The sequence below is a fragment of the Burkholderia sp. CCA53 genome (genome assembly GCF_001685525.1).
GTDB classification, from domain to species: domain Bacteria; phylum Pseudomonadota; class Gammaproteobacteria; order Burkholderiales; family Burkholderiaceae; genus Burkholderia; species Burkholderia multivorans.
The window spans coordinates 3,523,359-3,542,959 of the sequence record NZ_BDDJ01000001.1 but is presented as its reverse complement, the minus strand read 5'-3'; the positions used below and the strand labels follow the sequence as shown (position 1 = coordinate 3,542,959).

37 protein-coding genes and 1 pseudogene are annotated in these 19,601 nt (G+C 61.8%); 12 read left to right on the top strand and 26 right to left on the bottom strand.

All coding sequences use genetic code 11. From position 1 onward, the window contains the following. Positions 1 to 56: 56 nt before the first annotated feature. Genes BCR55_RS16495 through BCR55_RS16480 form a run of 4 tightly spaced genes read left to right on the top strand, consistent with a single transcriptional unit; the run spans position 57 to position 1,977 of the window. Positions 57 to 689, top strand: coding sequence for a hypothetical protein (locus BCR55_RS16495; RefSeq protein WP_065494835.1), 633 nt, complete (start codon positions 57 to 59; stop codon positions 687 to 689). Positions 690 to 692: 3 nt separating this feature from the next. Beyond that, positions 693 to 899 carry a hypothetical protein gene (locus BCR55_RS16490; RefSeq protein WP_065494833.1) on the top strand — a complete coding sequence of 69 codons (207 nt, stop codon included), beginning with the start codon at positions 693 to 695 and terminating at the stop codon, positions 897 to 899. A 44-nt stretch (positions 900 to 943) separates the two neighbouring features. Next, entirely contained in the window at positions 944 to 1,384 is a 441-nt protein-coding gene (locus BCR55_RS16485) for a hypothetical protein (protein WP_065494832.1), read from the top strand. Next, positions 1,381 to 1,977 (top strand): alpha/beta fold hydrolase, encoded by a 597-nt coding sequence (locus BCR55_RS16480; RefSeq protein WP_065494830.1) that lies wholly within the window; start codon positions 1,381 to 1,383, stop codon positions 1,975 to 1,977. Before BCR55_RS16485 ends, BCR55_RS16480 begins: the two co-directional genes overlap by 4 nt. Here BCR55_RS16480 and BCR55_RS16475 read toward each other — a convergent pair. The 26 genes and pseudogenes from BCR55_RS16475 to BCR55_RS16375 all read right to left on the bottom strand — a co-directional run bounded on the left by BCR55_RS16475 (position 1,961) and on the right by BCR55_RS16375 (position 15,374). Continuing rightward, positions 1,961 to 2,899 carry a tyrosine-type recombinase/integrase gene (locus BCR55_RS16475; RefSeq protein ID WP_139094047.1) on the bottom strand — a complete coding sequence of 313 codons (939 nt, stop codon included), beginning with the start codon at positions 2,897 to 2,899 and terminating at the stop codon, positions 1,961 to 1,963. The two genes, BCR55_RS16480 and BCR55_RS16475, sit on opposite strands and share 17 nt — an antisense overlap. A 403-nt stretch (positions 2,900 to 3,302) precedes the next feature. Then, positions 3,303 to 3,569, bottom strand: a complete 267-nt coding sequence (locus BCR55_RS16470) for a pyocin activator PrtN family protein (protein WP_065494000.1) — start codon at positions 3,567 to 3,569, stop codon at positions 3,303 to 3,305. Continuing rightward, on the bottom strand, positions 3,566 to 3,898 hold the full coding sequence (locus BCR55_RS16465; protein WP_065493999.1) for a DNA-binding protein: 333 nt from the start codon (positions 3,896 to 3,898) through the stop codon (positions 3,566 to 3,568). The genes BCR55_RS16470 and BCR55_RS16465 overlap by 4 nt, the downstream gene beginning before the upstream one ends. After that, positions 3,895 to 4,125, bottom strand: a complete 231-nt coding sequence (locus BCR55_RS33925) for a Lar family restriction alleviation protein (protein ID WP_175403806.1) — start codon at positions 4,123 to 4,125, stop codon at positions 3,895 to 3,897. The genes BCR55_RS16465 and BCR55_RS33925 overlap by 4 nt, the downstream gene beginning before the upstream one ends. Next, positions 4,122 to 4,535, bottom strand: coding sequence for a hypothetical protein (locus BCR55_RS33445; RefSeq protein ID WP_254661814.1), 414 nt, complete (start codon positions 4,533 to 4,535; stop codon positions 4,122 to 4,124). Before BCR55_RS33445 ends, BCR55_RS33925 begins: the two co-directional genes overlap by 4 nt. Then, on the bottom strand, positions 4,532 to 4,672 hold the full coding sequence (locus tag BCR55_RS33080; RefSeq protein ID WP_175403805.1) for a hypothetical protein: 141 nt from the start codon (positions 4,670 to 4,672) through the stop codon (positions 4,532 to 4,534). Before BCR55_RS33080 ends, BCR55_RS33445 begins: the two co-directional genes overlap by 4 nt. Then, a complete protein-coding gene (locus BCR55_RS16455; protein WP_065493998.1) occupies positions 4,669 to 5,025 on the bottom strand; it encodes a hypothetical protein in 357 nt (118 codons plus the stop codon). The genes BCR55_RS33080 and BCR55_RS16455 overlap by 4 nt, the downstream gene beginning before the upstream one ends. Beyond that, a complete protein-coding gene (locus tag BCR55_RS16450) occupies positions 5,018 to 5,275 on the bottom strand; it encodes a hypothetical protein (protein ID WP_060098638.1) in 258 nt (85 codons plus the stop codon). The genes BCR55_RS16455 and BCR55_RS16450 overlap by 8 nt, the downstream gene beginning before the upstream one ends. Before the next feature lie 99 nt (positions 5,276 to 5,374). Continuing rightward, entirely contained in the window at positions 5,375 to 5,641 is a 267-nt protein-coding gene (locus BCR55_RS16445) for a hypothetical protein (RefSeq protein ID WP_060098636.1), read from the bottom strand. Continuing rightward, on the bottom strand, positions 5,638 to 6,030 hold the full coding sequence (locus BCR55_RS16440) for a hypothetical protein (protein WP_065493997.1): 393 nt from the start codon (positions 6,028 to 6,030) through the stop codon (positions 5,638 to 5,640). The genes BCR55_RS16445 and BCR55_RS16440 overlap by 4 nt, the downstream gene beginning before the upstream one ends. 15 nt (positions 6,031 to 6,045) lie before the next feature. Further along, positions 6,046 to 6,216: pseudogene (locus BCR55_RS33920) on the bottom strand (XRE family transcriptional regulator); the annotation flags it as partial. An 866-nt stretch (positions 6,217 to 7,082) separates the two neighbouring features. Next, positions 7,083 to 7,475, bottom strand: coding sequence for a hypothetical protein (locus BCR55_RS16430; RefSeq protein WP_065493996.1), 393 nt, complete (start codon positions 7,473 to 7,475; stop codon positions 7,083 to 7,085). A gap of 13 nt (positions 7,476 to 7,488) precedes the next feature. Continuing rightward, entirely contained in the window at positions 7,489 to 7,770 is a 282-nt protein-coding gene (locus BCR55_RS16425; protein WP_065493995.1) for a hypothetical protein, read from the bottom strand. 10 nt (positions 7,771 to 7,780) lie between these two features. Next, entirely contained in the window at positions 7,781 to 9,055 is a 1,275-nt protein-coding gene (locus BCR55_RS16420) for a DNA cytosine methyltransferase (RefSeq protein WP_065493994.1), read from the bottom strand. Between the two features lie 57 nt (positions 9,056 to 9,112). Beyond that, complete coding sequence (locus tag BCR55_RS16415) at positions 9,113 to 10,165, bottom strand: recombinase RecT (RefSeq protein ID WP_065493993.1); 1,053 nt, start codon at positions 10,163 to 10,165, stop codon at positions 9,113 to 9,115. 5 nt (positions 10,166 to 10,170) lie between these two features. Continuing rightward, a complete protein-coding gene (locus BCR55_RS16410; protein ID WP_065493992.1) occupies positions 10,171 to 10,983 on the bottom strand; it encodes a PD-(D/E)XK nuclease-like domain-containing protein in 813 nt (270 codons plus the stop codon). Beyond that, on the bottom strand, positions 10,977 to 11,468 hold the full coding sequence (locus tag BCR55_RS16405) for a hypothetical protein (RefSeq protein ID WP_065493991.1): 492 nt from the start codon (positions 11,466 to 11,468) through the stop codon (positions 10,977 to 10,979). The genes BCR55_RS16410 and BCR55_RS16405 overlap by 7 nt, the downstream gene beginning before the upstream one ends. After that, positions 11,468 to 11,635, bottom strand: a complete 168-nt coding sequence (locus BCR55_RS33075) for a hypothetical protein (RefSeq protein ID WP_175403804.1) — start codon at positions 11,633 to 11,635, stop codon at positions 11,468 to 11,470. The genes BCR55_RS16405 and BCR55_RS33075 overlap by 1 nt, the downstream gene beginning before the upstream one ends. Beyond that, complete coding sequence (locus BCR55_RS33270) at positions 11,632 to 11,790, bottom strand: hypothetical protein (protein ID WP_217491747.1); 159 nt, start codon at positions 11,788 to 11,790, stop codon at positions 11,632 to 11,634. Before BCR55_RS33270 ends, BCR55_RS33075 begins: the two co-directional genes overlap by 4 nt. Next, entirely contained in the window at positions 11,790 to 12,134 is a 345-nt protein-coding gene (locus BCR55_RS32520) for a hypothetical protein (protein WP_139094005.1), read from the bottom strand. The genes BCR55_RS33270 and BCR55_RS32520 overlap by 1 nt, the downstream gene beginning before the upstream one ends. Then, positions 12,127 to 12,450 carry a hypothetical protein gene (locus BCR55_RS16400; RefSeq protein ID WP_065493990.1) on the bottom strand — a complete coding sequence of 108 codons (324 nt, stop codon included), beginning with the start codon at positions 12,448 to 12,450 and terminating at the stop codon, positions 12,127 to 12,129. Before BCR55_RS16400 ends, BCR55_RS32520 begins: the two co-directional genes overlap by 8 nt. Beyond that, positions 12,447 to 12,758 (bottom strand): hypothetical protein, encoded by a 312-nt coding sequence (locus BCR55_RS16395; protein WP_065493989.1) that lies wholly within the window; start codon positions 12,756 to 12,758, stop codon positions 12,447 to 12,449. Before BCR55_RS16395 ends, BCR55_RS16400 begins: the two co-directional genes overlap by 4 nt. Before the next feature lie 48 nt (positions 12,759 to 12,806). Then, on the bottom strand, positions 12,807 to 13,451 hold the full coding sequence (locus tag BCR55_RS16390) for a hypothetical protein (protein ID WP_065493988.1): 645 nt from the start codon (positions 13,449 to 13,451) through the stop codon (positions 12,807 to 12,809). 131 nt (positions 13,452 to 13,582) lie between these two features. Next, positions 13,583 to 13,879 (bottom strand): hypothetical protein, encoded by a 297-nt coding sequence (locus BCR55_RS16385; RefSeq protein ID WP_006403333.1) that lies wholly within the window; start codon positions 13,877 to 13,879, stop codon positions 13,583 to 13,585. 458 nt (positions 13,880 to 14,337) lie between these two features. Further along, entirely contained in the window at positions 14,338 to 14,670 is a 333-nt protein-coding gene (locus BCR55_RS16380) for a hypothetical protein (protein WP_065493987.1), read from the bottom strand. Then, entirely contained in the window at positions 14,667 to 15,374 is a 708-nt protein-coding gene (locus BCR55_RS16375; protein WP_212169358.1) for a LexA family transcriptional regulator, read from the bottom strand. The genes BCR55_RS16380 and BCR55_RS16375 overlap by 4 nt, the downstream gene beginning before the upstream one ends. A gap of 91 nt (positions 15,375 to 15,465) precedes the next feature. Between BCR55_RS16375 and BCR55_RS16370 the strand changes: the two genes are divergently transcribed. The 8 genes from BCR55_RS16370 to BCR55_RS16335 all read left to right on the top strand — a co-directional run bounded on the left by BCR55_RS16370 (position 15,466) and on the right by BCR55_RS16335 (position 19,363). After that, the gene (locus BCR55_RS16370; protein ID WP_249181112.1) at positions 15,466 to 15,744 is read left to right on the top strand and encodes a YdaS family helix-turn-helix protein; all 279 of its coding nucleotides are present in this window, start codon (positions 15,466 to 15,468) and stop codon (positions 15,742 to 15,744) included. Continuing rightward, positions 15,741 to 16,064 carry a helix-turn-helix domain-containing protein gene (locus BCR55_RS16365; RefSeq protein ID WP_065493985.1) on the top strand — a complete coding sequence of 108 codons (324 nt, stop codon included), beginning with the start codon at positions 15,741 to 15,743 and terminating at the stop codon, positions 16,062 to 16,064. Before BCR55_RS16370 ends, BCR55_RS16365 begins: the two co-directional genes overlap by 4 nt. Further along, positions 16,061 to 16,354 carry a hypothetical protein gene (locus tag BCR55_RS32515; protein ID WP_139094004.1) on the top strand — a complete coding sequence of 98 codons (294 nt, stop codon included), beginning with the start codon at positions 16,061 to 16,063 and terminating at the stop codon, positions 16,352 to 16,354. Before BCR55_RS16365 ends, BCR55_RS32515 begins: the two co-directional genes overlap by 4 nt. A 91-nt stretch (positions 16,355 to 16,445) precedes the next feature. Further along, the gene (locus tag BCR55_RS33435) at positions 16,446 to 17,429 is read left to right on the top strand and encodes a YdaU family protein (RefSeq protein WP_254661813.1); all 984 of its coding nucleotides are present in this window, start codon (positions 16,446 to 16,448) and stop codon (positions 17,427 to 17,429) included. Beyond that, positions 17,426 to 17,884, top strand: coding sequence for a hypothetical protein (locus BCR55_RS16350; protein ID WP_139094003.1), 459 nt, complete (start codon positions 17,426 to 17,428; stop codon positions 17,882 to 17,884). Before BCR55_RS33435 ends, BCR55_RS16350 begins: the two co-directional genes overlap by 4 nt. Then, a complete protein-coding gene (locus BCR55_RS32510; RefSeq protein ID WP_139094002.1) occupies positions 17,881 to 18,363 on the top strand; it encodes a hypothetical protein in 483 nt (160 codons plus the stop codon). The genes BCR55_RS16350 and BCR55_RS32510 overlap by 4 nt, the downstream gene beginning before the upstream one ends. Next, positions 18,363 to 18,947, top strand: coding sequence for a recombination protein NinG (locus BCR55_RS16340; RefSeq protein ID WP_254661812.1), 585 nt, complete (start codon positions 18,363 to 18,365; stop codon positions 18,945 to 18,947). The genes BCR55_RS32510 and BCR55_RS16340 overlap by 1 nt, the downstream gene beginning before the upstream one ends. Next, entirely contained in the window at positions 18,944 to 19,363 is a 420-nt protein-coding gene (locus tag BCR55_RS16335) for a hypothetical protein (RefSeq protein WP_065493980.1), read from the top strand. The genes BCR55_RS16340 and BCR55_RS16335 overlap by 4 nt, the downstream gene beginning before the upstream one ends. Positions 19,364 to 19,601 lie beyond the last annotated feature (238 nt).

Here is a 19,601-nt window from a genome sequence, read left to right as displayed (position 1 = left end):
GCGCACCCCAATCCCGCCCGGCCGCGCGCCGGGCTTTTTCGTTTCTGGAACCAGACATGACCCGATGCAGCCATGACATGCCGCTCGAGCAACCGTGCGAGCACTGCACGGCCGAGGGGCTCGCGAGCCTACCGAAGATCGCCGGCGAGCACGCCGTGCGCGTGACCGACATCGAGATCGAGTACTACCCGGATCACCCGCCGCGCACCGAGTCGGCGACGTTCCGCCGCACGAAGAAGGAGGGCCACGCAGCGGGCCTGCGCTGCGCGATCAGCGGCCAGCCTGCACCCGAGTATCACCACCTGTTCTGCGAATGGGCCGATTCGGATGCGATCGACTGGGCGACCGTGCGCGGCATCGCGCTCGGCGAGATCACGCAAATCCCCGTGCTCGATCCGGTGACCGATCTGCCGACGAAAGAACTGTACCCGGCCGAGGAATCGTTCATCTGGCTCATCTGCAAGTTCGTCGAGCTGCGCGGCTTCGACTGGAAGGCATTCGATCCGACGAAGCCCGAAACCTTCGTCGACGCGATGACGAACATGCTGCCTCTGTCGGCGAAGTTCCATCGGTCGCCGACGCACGGCATTCATCACCGCTCGTTTCCGACCTACGTGTTTCAGGCGTTCCCGCGCAAGGCGGGATTCGTTTTCACCCCGGACGAGATCGTCCACGACAAGAAGGAGTAAGCCATGCCCATGAAATCCAGCCTCGTCAGCGGCGGCATTACGCTCGGCGTCACCGACCTCATTCCGACCGTCGACTGGGCGCTCGGTGGTTTTCACGGCCCCGTGCCGACCAGCGCGGCGTCTCTTGTCGCGACGCTGATTGTCGCGGGGCTTCACGCCGCCTACAACGCGCTCGTCGCGCGCTCGGCTGCTAAGGCCGCCCAGCAGTAACACTCCAGCCGCACGCCGCGGCATCACTCCCGAAGGAACTCCCCATGAAGAAGCTCATGCTGCTTGCGGCAGGCATCGCCGCGTCGGTCGCAATCGTCGCCTGCAACTCCCTGCCGACTGTCCAACAGCAGTTCCAGACCGGCTGCACGATCGTCAACGGAGATCTCGCCATCCTCGCGACGTCGCCGCTGCTGAATGCCGACCAGCAAGCCACGATCTCGAAAACGATCCTGCCGGCCAATCAGGCCATCTGCAAGGCCGGCGCGCAGCTGAATGTCGCCGACCTGAAAGCGTTCCACGATTCGCTGCTGCCGGCGGCGATCACGATCGTACAGGCCGTGCCCGCGCTGCCGCAGCAGCAGGCCATCCTGCTCGGGCTCCAGACTTTCGGCCCGATGGTGCAGGCACTCATCGACCAGATCCTGACGGCGGCAACTCCGCCGGCCGCCGCATCGACGCCGCTCGCGGGCGCGCCGCTGCAATGACCCCGCGCGATTACGCGCTGCTCGCCCAGGAAGCGTATTCCGTCAAGCCGGACATCGGCAAAGCGGACAGCGCCTCGCGCGCGATCGTGCGGCAGACGGCCGGCGGACTCGTCGTCGCCTTTCCGGGAACCGACAATCTCGACTGCGTGGCGGCCGATCTGGACGCCCATCCGATCGACGTGATCGGCATCGGCCAGGTGCACCACGGATTTTGGAAGGCATGGGGTGCGATCGCCGTCGACGTGCTCGCCGCGATCGACGGCCGGCCGGTGACGCTCGTCGGGCACTCGCTCGGCGCCGCGATCGCGATCATAGCCGCGGCGGCAATGGTGGTTGGCGGCAACCCGCCGGCGGCCGTCTATGGCTTCGAGCCGCCAAGGGTGAGCACAAACGGGAGCGTGGCAGCGGTTCTGGCGTCGGTTCCGCTGAACCTGTTCAAGAACGGGAACGACATCGTGCCGGACCTGCCGCTGGACTGGGAGCACGCCGGCCCGATCCGGCAGATCGGTAAGCCATCACTACCGTTCCCGAACATCGCCGACCATGCGATCGCGCGGGTGATCGCGGCGCTTGCGGTCACGGCGTCGGCTTAGGCGCCAGAATGTCGAGCCATTTCCAACTGGCCCACCGATCGCCGCTGTGACGCAGGTGTGTGTAGCGCTTCAGCGAGACCCAGCTGCGGTGTCCGGTCACGGCGGCCACGTGCGGGATATTCCAGCCCATCTCGAACAGCCGCGACGTGCCCTCATGGCGCAGATCGTGGAACTTTAGATCCTCGATTCCGAGGAACGCGCAGGCGTCCGTGAAGCTGTCACTGATCGACCGGTGGTTGTACGGGAAGATTGGACCCGAAGCAGGGCGGACGGTCTCCACGATCCGTGCGGCCTCTGGCGGCACATCGCACCAGGTGTCGTTTCCCTTCTTCTGGCCCGGGTGCTTCATGTCGCGCACCAGCTGTCGATCGCCCTCGAAGTCCTCGATCCGGATGCGCGTGATTTCCTCCTGCCGGCGCGTCGAGAACATCGCGTAGACGATGATCTCGCGCATCGGGATCGTCGCGCGGCCGCGCTCGTGCATCTCGGTGTAGTAGGTGAGGATCCGGTCGAGCTCGTCCGGCGTCGGCCGGCGGTCGCGGTTGCGTGAGCGGTCGGTCATGCCAAGCTTTCGTAGCACGACAATCGCGTCGTCGAGTTCCTTCTCGTCGAGCGGATAGCCCCATGCCGGGCGCGCGACGCGCACGACGGCCGCCAGGTGCGACATGTAGTTGCTCACGGTCTGCGGTTGCACCTTGAGGCTGCGCGCGAAATCCACATAGTCGGGGCTCTTCAGCGTCGAGCACTTCCGGCCGCCGATCGGCGCAGCCTTGATCGAGTTCAGTACCTGCGTCTTGGTGCGGCCGATCCCCTTTTTGTCTTCCCTCACGTACCGGTCAATCACGTCCGCCAGCGGCGGATCCTCCTGTTTCGCCGATTCCAATGCGCCGGGTGCTTTCAGCGCCTTCTCGCGCTTCTCCATCCAGGCCCGCGCGGCCGCTCCCGGTCGAATGTCTCCGCTTCGGTGTAGACGACTTTCCCGTTCTCCTTTCGGCGAATCTGGGCGGTGTACCCTATACTTCCATCCTTACGTTTTCTCGGCGTGATCGTTCCCATGGTCCCCGGTGCTACACGGCAAAAATCGGAGCAACATCGTAGCACTTTGCCGTAAAGATGCCTTCAGAGACCTTCAGATACACACGGATACGACAGGTCGAAACGTGCTGTAAAGCTATGAATCAACAGGAAAATTCAATCAAATCAACGGGTAGGCGAGTTTCGGTGGCCCCGATGCTCGACTGGACCGGGGTAAAGAAGCGGCAGCCTTGGCTAGCAAGGCTGCGCAGGGGGATGCGGAATGCCGTGTAGCACTCGCGTAGGACCGGTCAGCATTGACCGCAGAGTTGATCGCACTCTTTGACGGCTGCGGCCCGCCGGGCGTCGATCCACTTTGCAAGGTCGTCGACGTGCACGCCCTTGGCTGATTTCAGCGAACCTTCCATGCGCACGAGCGGGAGGGCTATCTCGCCGGCGTTGACCTTTCGGACGAACTGCGGAACGGTCAGATGCGAAAAATAGTCCCGGCAGACACACTCGACAGGAATAACGGCCGTTGCGCCGTACTGCGCCATCAGGATGAAGACGGTATTCATTTTCCCCTCGTGGTCATGGCGAGCTCGACGCGGCGGCTGATCTCGCGATCGTAGCCGGCGAGCGTGGATTGCAGGTTGGGTGCGAGACGCGGCCCGGCGGCCGGCATGTCGAGTGGCGCGCGCGGCATCGCAGCCGGCGTCACCTCGTACGCCGTGTCCGTGCGCACGCGCCGATCGATCCGGATGCGACCGGCGTAGAACAGCGTGTCGAGGAAGCACTGGACGAACGCGGTCGACGTCCCAAGCTTCGTCGCGATCTGACTGGCTGTGTGTGTTCCGGTGAGCAGGACTTCGTAGACGGCGGTGCCGTTGATGCGGCGGCTGGTCATTTCTGTTCTCCCTCACTAGCAGGGGCGCGGCGGTTCCAACGTTCGATAGCCGCTTCCGGCGATGCACTAGGGCGCTGCTCGATAGCGCATGTGCCGCCGAGATTGATTGTGTTCCGGCAAACTACGCCCCACCATTGACGCGTCCCGTGGATAAAGTCTGTGGTGCTACGCGCGCGCTCAAGAGATACAGAGCCGCCGCAAAACGGACAAGGCTTCAGTTCGCTCACGATTCCTCCTGGCGTTGGGAGAGGGCGGCCTGCTTTTCAAGCAAGTCCTGCGCGCGATCGATGTTGTGCTCGCACTGGCTGCATGAACTCCAGTAATCCGGCCTCTCGGGCTTCTGCTTCGACACGTCTTGAACGAACGCAGCAGCGGCTTCCAGCTCGGCTCGGAGTTGTTCTCTCTCACGTTCTGCGGCTTCAAAAGCGTCAATGAGTTTGAGGATTTTTGCAGGACTGACGGATACCAGATACTCGACCATATCGTCGTAATGAATCGGCTCCGGCATATGCCCGATGCTCGACTGGCAGCACGCGATAGTGTCCCCATCGGGAAGGCAAACGGAATCTCCGCCCTCATACCATTCAACGCCGCCGACTTTCAGGGCCAGCGCTTTCATCTTGTCGGTGTCGATCATTTCGCTTCCTTTTCAACGCTGACGCGACATTTGCCAGCATTGGAAATGCAGTTGTGGAAATCGATGACATCAATCGAACTGAGCACGGCCAGAATGATGTAGATCGCCCCGACGATCTCGAAGATTTTTCTGATCACGACTTCTCTCCCTGATCGCTAGTGGGGGCGGTCTTGAGGGTGCGGATGGCAGCGGCATATTCCTCGCCCCGACATGCAGACGCCTCCCACTCTGAAACGTAATCTTCGTCAGGCCGCAAGTTCGGATTGGCATCCCAAACTGCTTCATTCTTACGAAGCGCTTCTCGCTCCATTTCGCACACCTTCGCGCATTCCTCGATGATGGCGTCCCTGTCGGGAGTGGTGCGGCGGGCGGCTTGCCAACCGGCCCACATCATCTGATATTCGCGTTGCGCATAACCCCCTGCAGATGGGCTGCGACGCTGTTCCACAGGAATGCCGAAGTGGGATTCGAACATCTCGCGCTCATCCATAGTGCTTCTCCTTGAGCCCGCGCCAAGACTTGGCCTGCGATGCGGCGAGGAAAACGCTCTGCTCAGCAGACTTAATATCTGATTGCATCAAGCCCCATCGTTGACCGTCCCATCGAGCAAATCCATATTCGATATGAGACGTGCCAAACCGATCCGTGACGACCTCCATGCACGCCGGGTAGACGCCGATATGAACCGGCTTCACATCGGCTGGAAACCACTCCGTCAGCATGTCATCGGTGATCTTCATGATCGGCCCCTTAAGCGTCGTTGAACAAACCGATGCACACCACACAATCACCAGCATCAGTGAACCAGCGCTTGCAACAACAGACTGAGCAGTAGCGGGTCATGATTTGCTCCGGTTAATGGCGTAGACGATGCGGCGATTGCTCGGTAAGCGTTCGGCGTAATACTCAGCCGTTACATCGGCGTACGAGCTTGTTTCCTCGATCCATACCTGATAGATCGGCTTCCCGCAAACCCTCTCCAGAACGGCGGCTTCGTAGTCAGCGACGAACGCCTCCACATGACGCGGCAGAAGATCGTATGGATTGGCGATGTGCTTGGAGTACAGCGCTTTGACTTCCTCGCGCGACAGAATCGGCTCTTTCATGATGCTTCTCCTGCGCGGGCGGCGAGAAGGGTGCGCAATTGCTTTACGGCTGTATATGCGTATCGGTTACTGACGTTTTCTTCCAACCAGCGTGCGGCATATTCAATTGCTTCGCGCTGCGCGTGCGTCAGACCCTCCCAAGCGGATGCCTGCGCTCCATGCGTCTCAGTGACGGGTTCAACTCGTTCGATCTGCTCGACGATGACGACCTCGGGCCGATACATTTCAAGTGCCTCAGTCCAATCAGCCTGCGTCAGGTTCTTTTCTTCTTGGCCGCCAGTCCATTCGACTTGCAGGCCGAGCGCGCGGCACATGATTTCGATTTCGCCGCAGAGGGCAGACTTACCCACGCCAACGCGACCCGAAACGGTGATGGTGACTTTGTTCATGCCTTACCCCTTATCCGATTGAGCGTCTGCCTGCGCGGGAGGCTGCGGGGCGGCTGCGATTCCTCTCGCCCATACGATGGAATCTTTCCATCCCGCATCGATCGCTTCCTCCATGGCGCGGCACATCTCAAAAGTCGGTGCGACAGGCACAAGCTTCCATCCGGCCGGGGCCGGCATCGGTTCCGCCGCCTGCGCGGGTGCATGAGAAAGTGCGTTGATGGGCGCGCAAGCAATGATCCGGCCGCCGACCTGACGCTGTTTGTTGATCGCATCAAGTTCGTTCACGAATGATTGAGCCCATACCTTGTCGGAAACATTGGGCGTCCATTCGACCAGCCAAGCGCACGGTTCGGCCGCCTGCGCGGGGGTGATCACGCCGAGCGCGATCGAATATTTCTCAGCCAGTCGCGCGCCTGGTGCGCCGGCATGCTCGATCATGTCGCGCTTCTTCGCGTCGGAGATGCAGTCGCGCGGATCGTCGATGCTCATCCATGCGACAGGCGCCCCTTCCGCCCCCGTCTCGTTGGCAGAGGAGGCGCGCGCTGCTTGCCATCCTGCGCAGAACACATCGAACGGCGGCATCGATTGCCATGCTCCTTTCAGCGATTCGAACGCCGCCCGCTCGTCCGCCGGCGAGGGTGCGGGTGCAGCTTCGGTCGGGATCGCTGTCGATCCGTCGATGAAGATCGCGCCTTCTTCCGGATATTCGGTGCACCAGCAATACATCCCCTTGCCGGTGTGGCCTTCGCCGTACTGGATCGTCACTTCGCTTTCGAGCTGATCGGCATCGCGATCCGGCGCAATGAAGTCGAGTGCTTCAAGTAACTGCGCTCCCGACAGCGTGAGCGAGTCACCGCTGTACGTGATGGTCTCGTTGACGCTCGGCGCGTCGATCGGCTCTGCTGCGGGCTGCGAAACGGGGGCAGTGAACGCTTCCCACAATTCGTTTGCCGTCTCGTGTTCCCAGTTGATGTTGAGCACATTCACGGCGGTTTCCAGCGCTTTCCGCTGGGCCTCGGTCAGCACATCAGCGCGGCTCTTGTCGGTGGTGTTCATTCCCGGCCCTCCATGTCTGCCGCCGTGATCGTGTGCTCGCGCACGTTGATGACGCTGTAGAACGTCGGCTTCGCATGTTTCTCGATCCAGCCAGCAATCAGTGCGTCCAACTCGGCCTTGGCTTCCGGCGCGATGTCCGGATAGCCGTCGGCAGCTTCCCCGACTTCGTCATACGCCCGCTCGCCGATCATGTCGATAATGTCGTCTGCGTCGCACAGGTGCTTGGTCGGAATCGGTGCAACGTCGCCGTAGTACACAACATCGCCGACCGTGAGTTCATCGTGCATATCGAGCAGTTCGCAGAGGTCATCGCATGAGAAGTACTCGTTATCCTTACTCCACGTGACGCGCACTTCGGGAGTCGAGTTGGTGTCGTTTTTGGTCGTCATGGTGGGCCTCGAGTCAGGATGGCTTGCGGATTTCGACCGCGCACGGGTTGTTCTTCACGTCGTACAAAGCGGCTTCGAGCCAACCCCTGACCCACTCGTCGCCGGCCACGCTTCGAATCAGTTGGTAGGCGCAAAGCAGGGATGCCGACAGGTACGTGACCTTTTCCGAATCGGTCATCGTGGCGATGCCGTTGCGCGTGTAGTCGTCCAGCACGATTCGCATCATGCGCATGTCCTCGGCCTTCTCGGCGTCGCTGTAGGACGCATCAATGCGGTTGGATGGTTGGTCGTTCATGGTGGTTTCCTCAGTTGGTGAGCGATTCGACGAGCTCAATACGCTTGCCGATCCAGTGCATGACAGGAACCGCCATGCTGTTGCCGAGCGCCTTGTAGCGCGGGCCGTCTGCGGCGGGCTTGCCGCGAACGTTGATGAGCGTGTAGTCGTCAGGGAATCCTTGTAGGCGCTCGCATTCCCGCGGCGTCAGACGGCGAACAGCCGAACCGGTGAGTGCATGAAGCTTGTCGCCTCCGCCCTGACTCGCGCGAAGCGCGGTTGCAATATCTCCCGAGAGTTCGGCCGTTCCGCCGCCTTCGCGCCCGCGAATGTTCACAGCCACGGCCAGATGACCGCCGCCGTTCTGATGCGAATTCGCGTGCCCCATGCTGCGCATCGTCGACGCAATCTCGCCTACACCGAATCCGTTCTGTCCGGAAGCCTTGCAGTCGAAGGCAATCGCTTGGACCTCGGCGCGCGCCTCCAGCGTGTAGGCGATTCGCTCCTGAACGCCGATACCATCCGGTCCACACTCGACGTTCTCGCGCAGCGCGCCAGCCTGGATCGCATACGGCACCGGAATAAGCGGCGTACCTCGCCCGGTTCCATCCTCGCTCGCGTCAAAACCTTCGCCGCGAAGGGCGTGAGCTATCAAGCCGCCATCGCACTCGAAGTCGGTTCCGAGTCCGCCACCGCCTTTAGTGCGTGCGCTAAGGGTCGGGGCAACTCCTTGCCTCGGTTCCCGGCGCGGCGCAGGATGCCCGAGCAGGCTTTCGCGCTCAAAAAGTACCGCTGCGGCACGTCGCCAGTCTCCAAGATGTCCGACAACGAACACACGGCGGCGTCGCTGGGGAATTCCAAAGAACTGAGCGTCAAGAACCCGGTAGGCGAACCCATACCCGAGTTCTGCCAGCCCTCCGAGGAAGGTTCCAAAGTCCCGGCCGCGGTTCGACGACAGGACGCCGGGGACGTTTTCCCATACCAGCCAGCGGGGAGCGTAGCGTTCAGCAATGGCAAGATAGGTGAGCATGAGGTTGCCACGCGGATCAGCCAGTCCCTTTCGGAGTCCGGCGACGCTGAAGCTTTGGCAGGGAGTTCCGCCGACGAGAAGATCGATAGCTGCATCGGGCCATTCCTTAAATTTGGTCATGTCGCCGAGGTTCGGCACGGTCGGGTAGTGGTGCGCGAGGACCGCACTCGGGAACGGCTCGATCTCGCTGACGAACTCCGTTTTCCATCCGAGCGGATGCCAGGCGCAGCTCGCCGCTTCGATACCGCTGCACACCGATCCAAAACGAAGGTCCATCGCTTCCTCTACAGATAAAGCCTCAATGGCGCGCGACGGGTGCCGCGCGGTGCCCCGTTACGCATTGAGCAGCACTTCGCGGCGATCCTGATACGCCTGCTCAAGCTTCACGTACTCGGTCTGCGGGAGATCACGAGCGCTGTCCAGCACGAGGGCGAGCACTTCCTCGTCCTTCGCGTTTCGGATCTGGCTGAGCAGGTCGTCATAGGACGGCAGGGTCATGTCGCGTTGCTGCTGGCGCTGATCTGTCAGGCCGGACGGCGGATCGATCTCGCCGTCGTCGTCCGGCTCGTCGTCGGTCGGCGTGATGTAGTCGCCATCGAGCACGGTGTCGAGAGCTTGCGAGCGGCCGGATGCGCCGACATCATCGAGTGCAGCCGCGCTCGCAAGCTCGATGCTCACCGGGAGGTACTTGAACAGGCGGCGCAGCACGGTCTTGCGGCCCATCTCCTCGTAGTGCTGGCCCCAGACCGTCTTTTCCTTGTCGCGCGCGAACTTGTAGTTCTGGCTGGCATCGCGAATCTCGTTGACCTGCTCGGCGCTCATCACTTCGAACGCATGGCCGCCGCCGACCAGCTTCGCGACGGCATAGAAAGCGATCACGCGGCCGCGCGCGGACATGGCCGGCTTGTGCTCCAGCTTTTCGTTGAGGCCGAACGCGTAGTCGAAGTGGTCGTGCTCGTACACTGCATGCGCGGCGATACTGACGACCTGGCCGGAACGGCGCGCGAGATCGATGAGGCCCTTGTAGCCGATGACGATCTGCGTCTCGACCTTTTCCGTCACCCATTCACCGCCTACCTTCTTTTTCTTTTCGAACGGGATCAGGTAGGCGTGGCCGAGCGGCGTATTCGGTTCGAGGCCGAGCTGCGAGCACTGCACGACAGCGCCCATCAGTGATTCGACCGTGCACTCCATCAGCTTCGGCGTCGTGCGCAGCGCGCCGAGCGCGATCTTCAGCATGCGATCCGGGCTGACGTGGCTCGGCAGCACCGCGGCGAGCGTTGCCTTTTGCGACTCGAAGAACTGCTTCACGCTGCCGATACCGGCATCGCGCGCGACCATCTTGGAGGTCTGCTTGAGTTTGGCGATGTTGGTGGTTTGACCCATGGTTTTTATTCCTCGGTGATGAGTGCCCATTGCGGCAGGCGGATGATGTCAATGCCCGTCGAATACCCAGGCCACGTGTTGGTGCGCATGCACTCGGCGTACGTGCGCAGGTTCTTGCGATACTTCGTGCGCCCAGATTCGAGGCTTTCTTCGTCGAGCATTAACGCGTTCGCGGCGAACGGGTATTCCGTCTCGACAGCAACGAACACGAAGCCGAGCACGGGGCGGCCTGATGCCTTCGCATAGCCATCGCTGTAGAGCGCGGCCTGCACGTCGTAGCGTTTTCTTGCGACCTGCCGGCGAAACTCACCAGGGCTCGCGATGCTGTACGTCTTGAGGTCGAGCAGGATCACGCCGGCGTCGCCGCAGTCGTGTACCCAGTCAGGTCGGCATCGGCACTCGACGCCGGTTTCCTCGTCGGTCCAGAACGCCGACACTTCGGCGCGGCCACGCGACAACGCCTCGCGTATCTCCGGCAGCGCGCGCACGGCGTCCGACTGGCGCCACGCGGTGTCGTACTGGTCCTGCTGGATCGCGATGCGGCCGGCGTTCTCGTCGACGAACTCCTTCCATGCCTTCGTGTTGCGGTTCAGCGTTGGGCCGAGCACGTAACGCTTGTCGAACTCATCGGGCTCAAGGATCGCGCAGTGCGCGAGCTGGCCTTCGAGCTGGCCGCCGCGCGTGGTCGGCGCGGGCCGTTGCGGATCGCGATGCAGCGCCCAGAAGTGCGCGGGCGACACGTTGATCGTGTCGAGCTGCGACTTCGAAATCTCGCCGCGCGCGTGGTATTCGTCGATGTCGAGGTGTTCGATCAGCATGTGTCACCTCCCTGCGAATCAGCCGGCGCACCGGTCACGATGAATCCCGCGTTGCGGTACGCGAGCAGCGCGAGCGCGGTCATATGCGGCTTCCACTGGATTTCGAGCGGCGAATCGACCGCGGCGCCCGCGTGCGCCGCGAACTTCATCAGGTTGAACACGCCGCGATCCTCGACCTTAAGGCCGTCGATCTCGAACCGCGTGATCCATTTGCCGGTGCCGGGCCAGAAATCGATCGTGCCGCGCGCGGTGCGCACGATCAGGTGCGCCGCGCCGTTGCGTTCGTCGAACTCGTAGCCGTTCTCGCGCAGCAGCAGATTCGACTGTTCGCGGTTGCGCGCGCGGCGCTGCTGGCCGTCCGACATCAACGGCTCGCCGTCGCCGCACGCGGCGCAGGTGACGGCATAGCCAACGGCCTCGCCGAGCCACTCGCCGCACACCTGGCAGCACGAGCCGTCGAGCATCGATTCAGCGATCTCGCCCATCACGCATACCTCGCGTTGATAGTGGTGACGGACGCGCTGTCCTGGTTGAGATACGCGATCGCGATCATGCAGACGAAGGCGAGGACGATCATCAGCGCCATCGCGCAGATCGGATTGCGTTCGAACAGCCGGTCGAGCGCGCCGCACAGGTAGGTGATCGGGTTCATCGTGCAATCCCTGCGAGAAGTTCATAGGCCGGCGCGACGCCGCACGCGATCAGGTACAGTGCGCCGATCACCGCGAGCGGGAACCAGTCGCGCGATACAACCGATCGGTTGTAACCACGCAATACAGGTGTTGGGCTGTTGAGAGGGGCGCGCATCATGCCTCCCGTGCCTTGGCGATTTCCGCTGCTGCGAGAACGATGGCGCGGCGCGTGGATGCGAGGACGTCTCGCTCAAATAGCGCGTGCACCGCTTCTGGCGCGTCATCCCAAGTTCCGCCGACAAACACGGCGGTTGTGTCGTCGTACCAAGAGAATCGAATGTCGAGATTCAACTGTGCCGCGAGCCGAAATGCGTCACCATCGTTGTGAATTGGATTCCATGCCATGCGTCCGCCGATTCTCTGCGGTGCAGGAACGATTGGCGACGGTCCCGAAGTCCACACGAGATAGTCCATACCGGCCGCCTTCGCCGCCAGTTCGAGCAGTTCGCGATCACTCATCACGCACCCCCGCAATCGTCACGTGCCGCACCGGCTCCGGCGCCTTCTTCCGGCCGGCCTTGATCAGCGCGGCGTCGATCGCAAGACGAACACCGGAGGTGAGCATGATCGCCCCGGCATCAGCGTCGGCGGCGATGATTTCGAGGATCTCGGCCATGTTGGGCGATGCGGCGAACAGCGTCGCGAGCATAGAGCCGCGGTCATTTGCCGCCGAGCAGTCGGCGACGAGCCAGCCAGCCGCATCGACGTCGGTGCGCTTCGTGCGCACGAACCATCCGCAGGCTTCGAGCTCGGGCATGGTGGTGATCTCGTTCATGCTTCACCTCGCGCGCGCAGCATGGCGTCGGCGAGCGCGTATGCGGCGGCGGCTATTCGATCGCCGGGCTGCGCGCCTTCGGCGTCAAAACCCGGCGTGCAATGAATCGAACTCGGCGAAACGCCTTCGCTGACCGGCTCAGCAAGCAGTCCGGTCAACGCCTTCGCCGCGAAGTAGTCGCGGACGGTCAGGCCGCCGTGAACCATTGCTTCGGGCTCCCATTCGGTGCTTCCGTCCATTTCGACGCGCACGCATCGCAGTTCGACGACTTGTCCGAACGCCGGTCCCCCGTCGTTGATCTTGTTCATGTGATCCCTCGGTGTGGTGTGATTGACCGCCGTAGCGGGCGCGGTTGGTCAGGCAGCAACCTTTCCTTGTTGCCACGGTGCAGTGCCAAGGCACATACGCTTGAACATTTCTGTTTGTGCGGCCCCTGCGGCGTCCAGTGCGGCGCCCCCTGCGACGGCCCGTGCGGCGGCCCATGCGGCCTCCCGTGCGGCCCCTGCGGCGACCCATGCGGCGACCCATGCGGCGTCCCATGCGGCCCCTGCGGCGGCCCGTGCGGCGTCCCATGCGGCGTCCCGTGCGACGTTCCCTGCGGCGGCCCATGCGGCGACCCGCTCTTCCTCAGTGGCCTCACCATTAGCGAAGCGTTCCGCAACGTTCAATGCATCCTTGCTGCGCTGATCTTCCATCAGGTGCTCGACCTGCCGTGCGCACCAGACGGCGAACAGCCGAATATCGCGATCAGCGCCGGATACGCAGCGAAGCGACCACAGCGCGTCATCGAGGCCGTTGCTCTTGAGGATGTCGAGCAGGGGGATTTCAGCGTCATGCCGGAAGCGGATATAGCTTGCGCGGCCCTCATCCTCATCGGTGAAAGGCTGCCCCTGGAGCGAGCGAACGAGCTTGTTGTAGCCGTCGTAGCACGCGCCAGCTTTGCGAAGCGCGGCGAGCGTGACGGTAAAGCGCGGGGCGGTGGTATTCGTGTCGGTTGTCATCGTCGTATCCTGTCGTTATCTGGGCTGGTCAGTGTTTCCCATGACGGTTGCGCGACACATCGCATGCCGCAATCATCAGAAGGGCGGCGGCAAAAATCCCGAGCGCGAAACCAATAATCGCGGTCGTCATGTCAGTACCCCTTGCGTTTCGCAATACCCTCGGCTGCCGCAGCGAACGCATCGTCGAACAGCAGCTCGAGCAGGTAGACGAAATGCTTGCGGTCCGATTTGTCGAGGTAGGCCGTGAAAACCCTGTTGCGGAAGGACTCCGGCAGGTCGTAAATCGCTTCGATCACGTCGTCGAACTCGACTTCTTCCGATGCGCGCAGGAAGGCAGCTTCTTCGGCTTCGGCAGCATCGTCATATTCGCGTTGCTGCCGATCGGTCCAGAACTCGGCGGCACGCTCTGTTACGTGAGGATTGAGCATATGCACTCCTAACAGGTTTGCCGGGAGACATGACCGGCGGTACTGACTGCACTGATGGGCGGATACGCGGGGTTGCATGTCCGCTCATCAAGGCGGTGGTGTTGCGTTTCCCCGCCGGCGCCGCGGCTACACCTGGCCGAGCCAGCTCCGGGTCGACCCGGCGGGGAATTCATCCCTTCGTGACCTTCGGCAGCCGTCGACCGGTAGCCAGTACAGCGGCCTAGCGCGGTTCGTCTGCGTCACGTTTCGGCCATGGATGCGGCCGGCAGGGCTAGTCCCGTGAGGGAGGCTCCTGCATACCTTCGGTTGTTAAAGAGCGGGCCGCCTGGGCGGTTGACGCATGTGAAGCGTCGCTACACAACGTCAAGTATAGAGATACTTCGCATCATGTCAAGTGTCGCTACACTTTCTGATCGAAAAAAATCCCGCTCTGGGCGGGATTCGTTGTTGAAGGTGGATTAGCGCGGCGGCCCGTAGGCTCCTTTGTAGCCGCCGTATCGGTCGGTCCAGGCGCTGAACTTGAAGTCGCGATCAACAGTGCCATTGGACCATGTCACATCGATCCAGCAGTCGATTCGCCAAAGGCCGGGCTGATATTCATAGGCGCCGGATCCGCCGATCGTATGGATGGCCCTGATCTGCGCGGTGCCAGGCTCGAGATCAAGAAGCTGCGGAATCGCCGAGCGCTCCATTGCATCCATCCGCGGAGCCTTGCAGTCATCCGGGAGCGTCGGCGCCGCGTGCGCGCCGAGCGAGCATAGAAGTACGGTCATTCCGACGATCAGCTTCATTCCGGTATCCATTTGCCGATGACGACGCCGACGATGCGGGAACCCGGCGGCATCTCAAATACTCGATTGGGCCAGCTCGGATTCAGCGCCTTCAGTAGCATCGTACCGTCTTCCTCGATCAGCAGCTGCTTGAACGTGGCGCGGTCTTCATGATCGACGCGCACCACGACCATGCTGCGGTTGATCGGTTCGCGACTCGGGTCCACGGCGATGTAGTCGCCAGACGAGTACGATTTCGGTCCGGTCGGATCGTAATTGCTTTCACCGACGACTTTCAGGACGAACGCGTTCGGTCCATGCCGGAAAGGGCACGGGATCCAATCCTCTGCATCGCCCGGCTGAAAGTTGTCGACAACCTCTGTCCAGTTCCCCGCCTGCACCCACGAAATCAATGGAAGCTTCCCCTTAATATCCGGGCCCGCTACGACATTGACGTCGAATAGATCGAGGTCATTTTGTTCGTCTTGCATTTTCGACAGCGCCGGCAGATAAAGCCCCGGCCTGTCATGCTGCTGGTCGCCAGTCAACAGGTATGTCGTAGACGTTTTGAGAAGGCGCGCGAGCGCCGTCAGCTTGTCCTGATCCGGCCGCGTATCCCCGCGCTCCCACGAAGCAACTGCGCTACGCGTGATGCCGAAAACATCGCCAACTTCCTGAAGCGTCAGACCGAGCGCTTTGCGCTTCTGACGGATGATCGAGCCCATATTCATAGTGAAGTGAAACTTAACACTTGCGTGTGTAGCGTTGCTTCGCCTATCATGTGTAGCAACCCTTCACAAATTGGAGTAAATCGCCATGGATGGAGAAACCCTCTCCGCGGCGCGGCAGATGGAACTTCGTGATGCTGTCAAAGCTGCCGGCGGCGCAAGCGCCTTGGCCGTGCATCTCGGACTGTCGCGCGGCGCCATCTACGACTTCATTCGCCGAGGCAATTTCGCTCCGGAACATTGCCCCGAGATCGAGAAGTTCTCAGGTGGCAAGGTCAAGTGCGAAACCCTCAACACCGCAGTCGATTGGGCGTATCTCCGGACGCCGCCGCGCTTTCGCGCCGAAAAATCCGAGGTGCCCGCATGAGTACCGTGGAAACAGTTTCGGCGTCCGAGATCGAAAACACACGCATGCTCGGTGCACGCAATGAATCCGAGATCTTGCGCGCGGTTGCACGTGTTACGCAGGCGCATGTGGCCGATTGCATGGGCGTGTCGGCTAGCACCATCAGCCGCGCGCTGGACGACTTGAACCGGTGGGCGCTGCTTCTGGCCGCCGCCGGCCTGCAGGTCGTTCCGGTCGATTCCATGGTCGTCGACGCGCACGAACTGACGGCGCTGGAGAGCATGGCGTTCAAGTATCTCGAGACGCGGCAGCAGCAGCGCGTCAAGGAAGGGCGGGCATGAACTGCAAACCGGGTGATATCGCGATCGTGACTCGTACGCGGTGCGGGAAAGGTGTCGGCAAGATCGTGGAAGTAGTCCGACTCGCAGTGAATGGGGAAATCTTCGTCACCCGAGAAGGCAAGCGAATCGCGGCCGACTTGGAGGGATGGGGAGTTTGCTGGGTCATTCGGGGGGATCGATTGAAATGGGGTGACGACCAGATAGCAGAGCGCGCATTCCCAGACGCATATCTTCGCCCTGTGTCAGGCCTCCCCATCACCGACGACATCGAAGACGAGGTGACGGCATGAGCACGCTCCTGTATGCCCTTAGCGCCTGGATCGCGCTTTCCGTGATCCTCGCTGGGCTGTTCGTTTGGCTCATGCGCAAGTAGGAGGCGCGGTGAATTTCTACAAGCGCCACATCGGCGACTACCTGAAGGACACGGCGCATCTGTCGTTGCTCGAGCATGGCGTCTATACGCGCCTGCTCGACGTCTACTACACGCGCGAGTCCGGCATTCCTGACGACCAGGCTGCACGCCTCATTGGCGCGCGCGCTCGCGATGAAGTCGCCGCACTGAAGGTTGTCCTCGGCGAATTCTTTGAGCTGGTCGATGGCACGTGGATCCAGCAGCGTTGCGAGCGCGAGATCGCTGATGCAGCAGAGGGTGAGATCGACCGCGACGCCAAGCGCGAGAACGAACGCGATCGCCAGCGGCGCCATCGTGACCGTCGTCGCAAGCTGTTCGACGAGCTGCGAAAGCACGACATCGTCCCGCCGTACGACACGAGTACCGAACAGCTTCAAGCGATCCTGTCACGCGTGACAGGGCGTGACAATGAGACATATGAATCACGTCCTGTCACACAACCTGTCACGCGTGACGCAACGGCTAACCAGACTCCAGAAGCCATAAGCCAGACTCCATATAACCCCCTAGAAGCGTCGTCACAGCTTCAACCGGAGGTAGGCGCGCCTACGCCGAACAGCGCTTCTTCGGTTTCGAGAGCTGTCGAGATCGCGGTCTACCTGCGGCAACGTGGAGTAATCGGCGCGAACAGCGTGAACCCGAACATCGCTGCATGGGGCGACGACGTCCGCGTGACGAACGAGATTCTCGACGCGGCTTTGTCGGTCGTGGCGTCTCGTGGGCTTGAGAAGCCTGTCGGTCCGAATTATCTCGCCGGGATCATCGCGGACCTGCTGAACCCGAAACCCGCGCAGCAGAAGCGCGAGGACAACTCGTGGAAGCGCACGCCGGCCGGCATCGAGCGCAAGGCGTCCGAGCTGGGCGTTGTCTGCCCGCCGGGCCGCGACCATGCGTGGTTGCTCGAGAAGTGCGAAAGCGTAATGCGCCAGCGGGCGCGGGAGGTTGCGGCATGAACGATTCCGGACAGGCTTGGGGCATGTGCTCCGCATATGGGTGCCCGCTGCTCGGCACTCTCGGCAGCGGCGGCCAGTGGTGGTGTTTCTGCCATCACGAGCAGCCGCCAAGCGCGAACGCGGCGATCACGCTGGCGCTGCGCGAGCGATTTTCGACGATCTGCCGGCTCACGATTGCGCTGCGTGGCCGAGATGAGGAAGCGATTCGGCTGAGCCGGCAGGAGCTGCGCGGGCACCCGAACGGCCATGATCTGGCTTTCCGGGCCGATGCCGACAAGAACGCCTACGGCTGGCTGCTGCGGCTCGAGCGATTCCTGATCGAGCAGACGTCCGCGCTCGGCCGCGGGGTGCCGGCGGATCGTGAGCCGGTCGGCGGCGTCATCGGGCCGACGCACGTCAGCGGATACATGCCAGATACGGAGCGGCGTGAAGATGCAAATGAGGTAGTCGCATGAGCCCGCATTTCTGGCGCTCCAACGAAAAAGCGCTCGTTACTCGGATGTATGAATTGGGCGTTCCGTTGCGCGATATTGCGACCGCAACTGGCGTCAGCAGTGATGCTATCCGTCGCGCAATTGGTCGATGGAAACTGCATCGCCCTGTAGGCCATATTGGCATTGAGACGCGCGAGAATCTCCTGTGGCCGCGTATGCGCATCGCCCTGCAGCAGTCAGGGGGACTGTCGATTTATGAATTGTGCGACGTGTTGGAAACACACAAAAGCACCGTCCTGAAGACGATTGCTCGGCATCGGGGCGAGTTGCACATTGTTCGCTGGATCCCGACCACGCGTCGACCGAAAGCCATCTGGGCACTGGGCACGCGCATGGACGCGCCGAAGCCTGTCGCGGTGCGAGTCCGGAAGCAATCGAATCCGTTCGCACAGATGGCTGCGCAACTTTCTGCATCCGAGACGAGGGCCGAATTGTGCTGATGCGCGCGACCCTCAAGCCGAAGAAATGCCGGGAGTGCGGCGTCGTTTTCACGCCGGCTCGATCGCTTCAGAAGGTTTGTTCGACGGCCTGCGCCGTCGCCCTGACTGAGAAGGAGAAGGCGCGGAAGCTAGCTCGAGCTCAACGCGCAGAGCGCAAATCATTGCGTGAGGCGCTCGATAAGGCGAAGACTCGCGGCACACATTTGCGGGAGTTGCAGGCCGTATTCAACCGATGGATTCGTGCACGCGATGCTGATTTGCCCTGCATATCCTGCGGCCGCCCGGCCAGTTGGAAAGGGCAGTGGGATGCCGGCCACTATCGATCGGTTGGTTCCAACCCGTCCGTCCGGTTCGATCCGCTCAACGTGAACAAGCAGTGCGGGCCGTGCAACGTTCACCTGTCCGGCAACCTGATCGCCTATCGCGCCGGCCTCGTCCAGAAGATCGGCCTTGAGGCCGTCGAGCGATTGGAAGGCCCGCACGCGCCATTGAAGCTGACCATTCCCGAAATCATCGAGATGAAGGCGTTCTACCGCGCCGAGCTTCGAAAAATCTCCAACAGCCAAACAACGGAAACCCGATGAACGCTACCGAATCATTCAAAACAGCCGCCACCGTCGCGATTCCGCAATATGACGAGATAGACGAAATCCTATATCACTGGTATCGATGGTCGAATGGTTTTACTGAGGTGCGATCGTATTCCGGATCGGATTCGACCTGCCGGGATTTTCGGATCAGCCGCCAGTTCATGGATCACTCGGACCTGAACGATCTCGTCGACTACCAGATCCGCAAGACCATCGGCGAACGCGTCGAGCCGCTGATCCACAAGCTTGGCATCAAGCACCGGATCGCAGTCAATGTGGCGATGAAGAACATGGAAGTCGGGGCGAAGGTATGGCACAACCCGCGCTATCCCGATGCGCAGGAATCCGACTACGTGGAGGCGAAACAGATGCTTCGGCCGAAATTGATTGCGGAGGGGCTTGTAAACTGAATCAGGATCGACTATTATCTGTGGCGAGGCGTGGAGAGTCGCGCCCGCAAGATTCGTAAGCCCCGCCGGTGAAAGCCGCGCGGGGCTTTTTCGTTTCACTCGCTAAAATGAGCAAGTCGGCTCTCCCAGGCCTGGCAGCCCGGACAGACGGGCGCTTTCACGCATGCCGATTGAGCGCTGATACTGCAAGCCAAGCCTGTTGCGACACGCGGCGGGAAAGCTGGCCAGCCTTGGGACT

What these genes read in the sequence shown, in the direction of transcription:
- BCR55_RS16375 (WP_212169358.1), bottom strand. Translation starts at nt 15,374, where the DNA reads ATGGGCTCGATCATCCGTCAGAAGCGCAAAGCGCTCGGTCTGACGCTT.
- BCR55_RS16445 (WP_060098636.1), bottom strand. Translation starts at nt 5,641, where the DNA reads ATGAAAGAGCCGATTCTGTCGCGCGAGGAAGTCAAAGCGCTGTACTCC.
- BCR55_RS33075 (WP_175403804.1), bottom strand. Translation starts at nt 11,635, where the DNA reads ATGAACCCGATCACCTACCTGTGCGGCGCGCTCGACCGGCTGTTCGAA.
- BCR55_RS16405 (WP_065493991.1), bottom strand. Translation starts at nt 11,468, where the DNA reads ATGGGCGAGATCGCTGAATCGATGCTCGACGGCTCGTGCTGCCAGGTG.
- BCR55_RS33445 (WP_254661814.1), bottom strand. Translation starts at nt 4,535, where the DNA reads ATGATCGACACCGACAAGATGAAAGCGCTGGCCCTGAAAGTCGGCGGC.
- BCR55_RS16385 (WP_006403333.1), bottom strand. Translation starts at nt 13,879, where the DNA reads ATGCTCAATCCTCACGTAACAGAGCGTGCCGCCGAGTTCTGGACCGAT.
- BCR55_RS16430 (WP_065493996.1), bottom strand. Translation starts at nt 7,475, where the DNA reads ATGACGACCAAAAACGACACCAACTCGACTCCCGAAGTGCGCGTCACG.
- BCR55_RS32520 (WP_139094005.1), bottom strand. Translation starts at nt 12,134, where the DNA reads ATGAGTGATCGCGAACTGCTCGAACTGGCGGCGAAGGCGGCCGGTATG.
- BCR55_RS16340 (WP_254661812.1), top strand. Translation starts at nt 18,363, where the DNA reads ATGCGCGCGACCCTCAAGCCGAAGAAATGCCGGGAGTGCGGCGTCGTT.
- BCR55_RS16480 (WP_065494830.1), top strand. Translation starts at nt 1,381, where the DNA reads ATGACCCCGCGCGATTACGCGCTGCTCGCCCAGGAAGCGTATTCCGTC.
- BCR55_RS16450 (WP_060098638.1), bottom strand. Translation starts at nt 5,275, where the DNA reads ATGAAGATCACCGATGACATGCTGACGGAGTGGTTTCCAGCCGATGTG.
- BCR55_RS16350 (WP_139094003.1), top strand. Translation starts at nt 17,426, where the DNA reads ATGAACGATTCCGGACAGGCTTGGGGCATGTGCTCCGCATATGGGTGC.
- BCR55_RS16370 (WP_249181112.1), top strand. Translation starts at nt 15,466, where the DNA reads ATGGATGGAGAAACCCTCTCCGCGGCGCGGCAGATGGAACTTCGTGAT.
- BCR55_RS16410 (WP_065493992.1), bottom strand. Translation starts at nt 10,983, where the DNA reads ATGCTGATCGAACACCTCGACATCGACGAATACCACGCGCGCGGCGAG.
- BCR55_RS16440 (WP_065493997.1), bottom strand. Translation starts at nt 6,030, where the DNA reads ATGAACAAAGTCACCATCACCGTTTCGGGTCGCGTTGGCGTGGGTAAG.
- BCR55_RS33270 (WP_217491747.1), bottom strand. Translation starts at nt 11,790, where the DNA reads ATGCGCGCCCCTCTCAACAGCCCAACACCTGTATTGCGTGGTTACAAC.
- BCR55_RS16395 (WP_065493989.1), bottom strand. Translation starts at nt 12,758, where the DNA reads ATGAACAAGATCAACGACGGGGGACCGGCGTTCGGACAAGTCGTCGAA.
- BCR55_RS16455 (WP_065493998.1), bottom strand. Translation starts at nt 5,025, where the DNA reads ATGGATGAGCGCGAGATGTTCGAATCCCACTTCGGCATTCCTGTGGAA.
- BCR55_RS16380 (WP_065493987.1), bottom strand. Translation starts at nt 14,670, where the DNA reads ATGAAGCTGATCGTCGGAATGACCGTACTTCTATGCTCGCTCGGCGCG.
- BCR55_RS16470 (WP_065494000.1), bottom strand. Translation starts at nt 3,569, where the DNA reads ATGAATACCGTCTTCATCCTGATGGCGCAGTACGGCGCAACGGCCGTT.
- BCR55_RS16495 (WP_065494835.1), top strand. Translation starts at nt 57, where the DNA reads ATGACCCGATGCAGCCATGACATGCCGCTCGAGCAACCGTGCGAGCAC.
- BCR55_RS32510 (WP_139094002.1), top strand. Translation starts at nt 17,881, where the DNA reads ATGAGCCCGCATTTCTGGCGCTCCAACGAAAAAGCGCTCGTTACTCGG.
- BCR55_RS32515 (WP_139094004.1), top strand. Translation starts at nt 16,061, where the DNA reads ATGAACTGCAAACCGGGTGATATCGCGATCGTGACTCGTACGCGGTGC.
- BCR55_RS16425 (WP_065493995.1), bottom strand. Translation starts at nt 7,770, where the DNA reads ATGAACGACCAACCATCCAACCGCATTGATGCGTCCTACAGCGACGCC.
- BCR55_RS16490 (WP_065494833.1), top strand. Translation starts at nt 693, where the DNA reads ATGCCCATGAAATCCAGCCTCGTCAGCGGCGGCATTACGCTCGGCGTC.
- BCR55_RS16420 (WP_065493994.1), bottom strand. Translation starts at nt 9,055, where the DNA reads ATGGACCTTCGTTTTGGATCGGTGTGCAGCGGTATCGAAGCGGCGAGC.
- BCR55_RS16365 (WP_065493985.1), top strand. Translation starts at nt 15,741, where the DNA reads ATGAGTACCGTGGAAACAGTTTCGGCGTCCGAGATCGAAAACACACGC.
- BCR55_RS16390 (WP_065493988.1), bottom strand. Translation starts at nt 13,451, where the DNA reads ATGACAACCGACACGAATACCACCGCCCCGCGCTTTACCGTCACGCTC.
- BCR55_RS16415 (WP_065493993.1), bottom strand. Translation starts at nt 10,165, where the DNA reads ATGGGTCAAACCACCAACATCGCCAAACTCAAGCAGACCTCCAAGATG.
- BCR55_RS16400 (WP_065493990.1), bottom strand. Translation starts at nt 12,450, where the DNA reads ATGAACGAGATCACCACCATGCCCGAGCTCGAAGCCTGCGGATGGTTC.
- BCR55_RS16475 (WP_139094047.1), bottom strand. Translation starts at nt 2,899, where the DNA reads ATGGAGAAGCGCGAGAAGGCGCTGAAAGCACCCGGCGCATTGGAATCG.
- BCR55_RS16485 (WP_065494832.1), top strand. Translation starts at nt 944, where the DNA reads ATGAAGAAGCTCATGCTGCTTGCGGCAGGCATCGCCGCGTCGGTCGCA.
- BCR55_RS16335 (WP_065493980.1), top strand. Translation starts at nt 18,944, where the DNA reads ATGAACGCTACCGAATCATTCAAAACAGCCGCCACCGTCGCGATTCCG.
- BCR55_RS16465 (WP_065493999.1), bottom strand. Translation starts at nt 3,898, where the DNA reads ATGACCAGCCGCCGCATCAACGGCACCGCCGTCTACGAAGTCCTGCTC.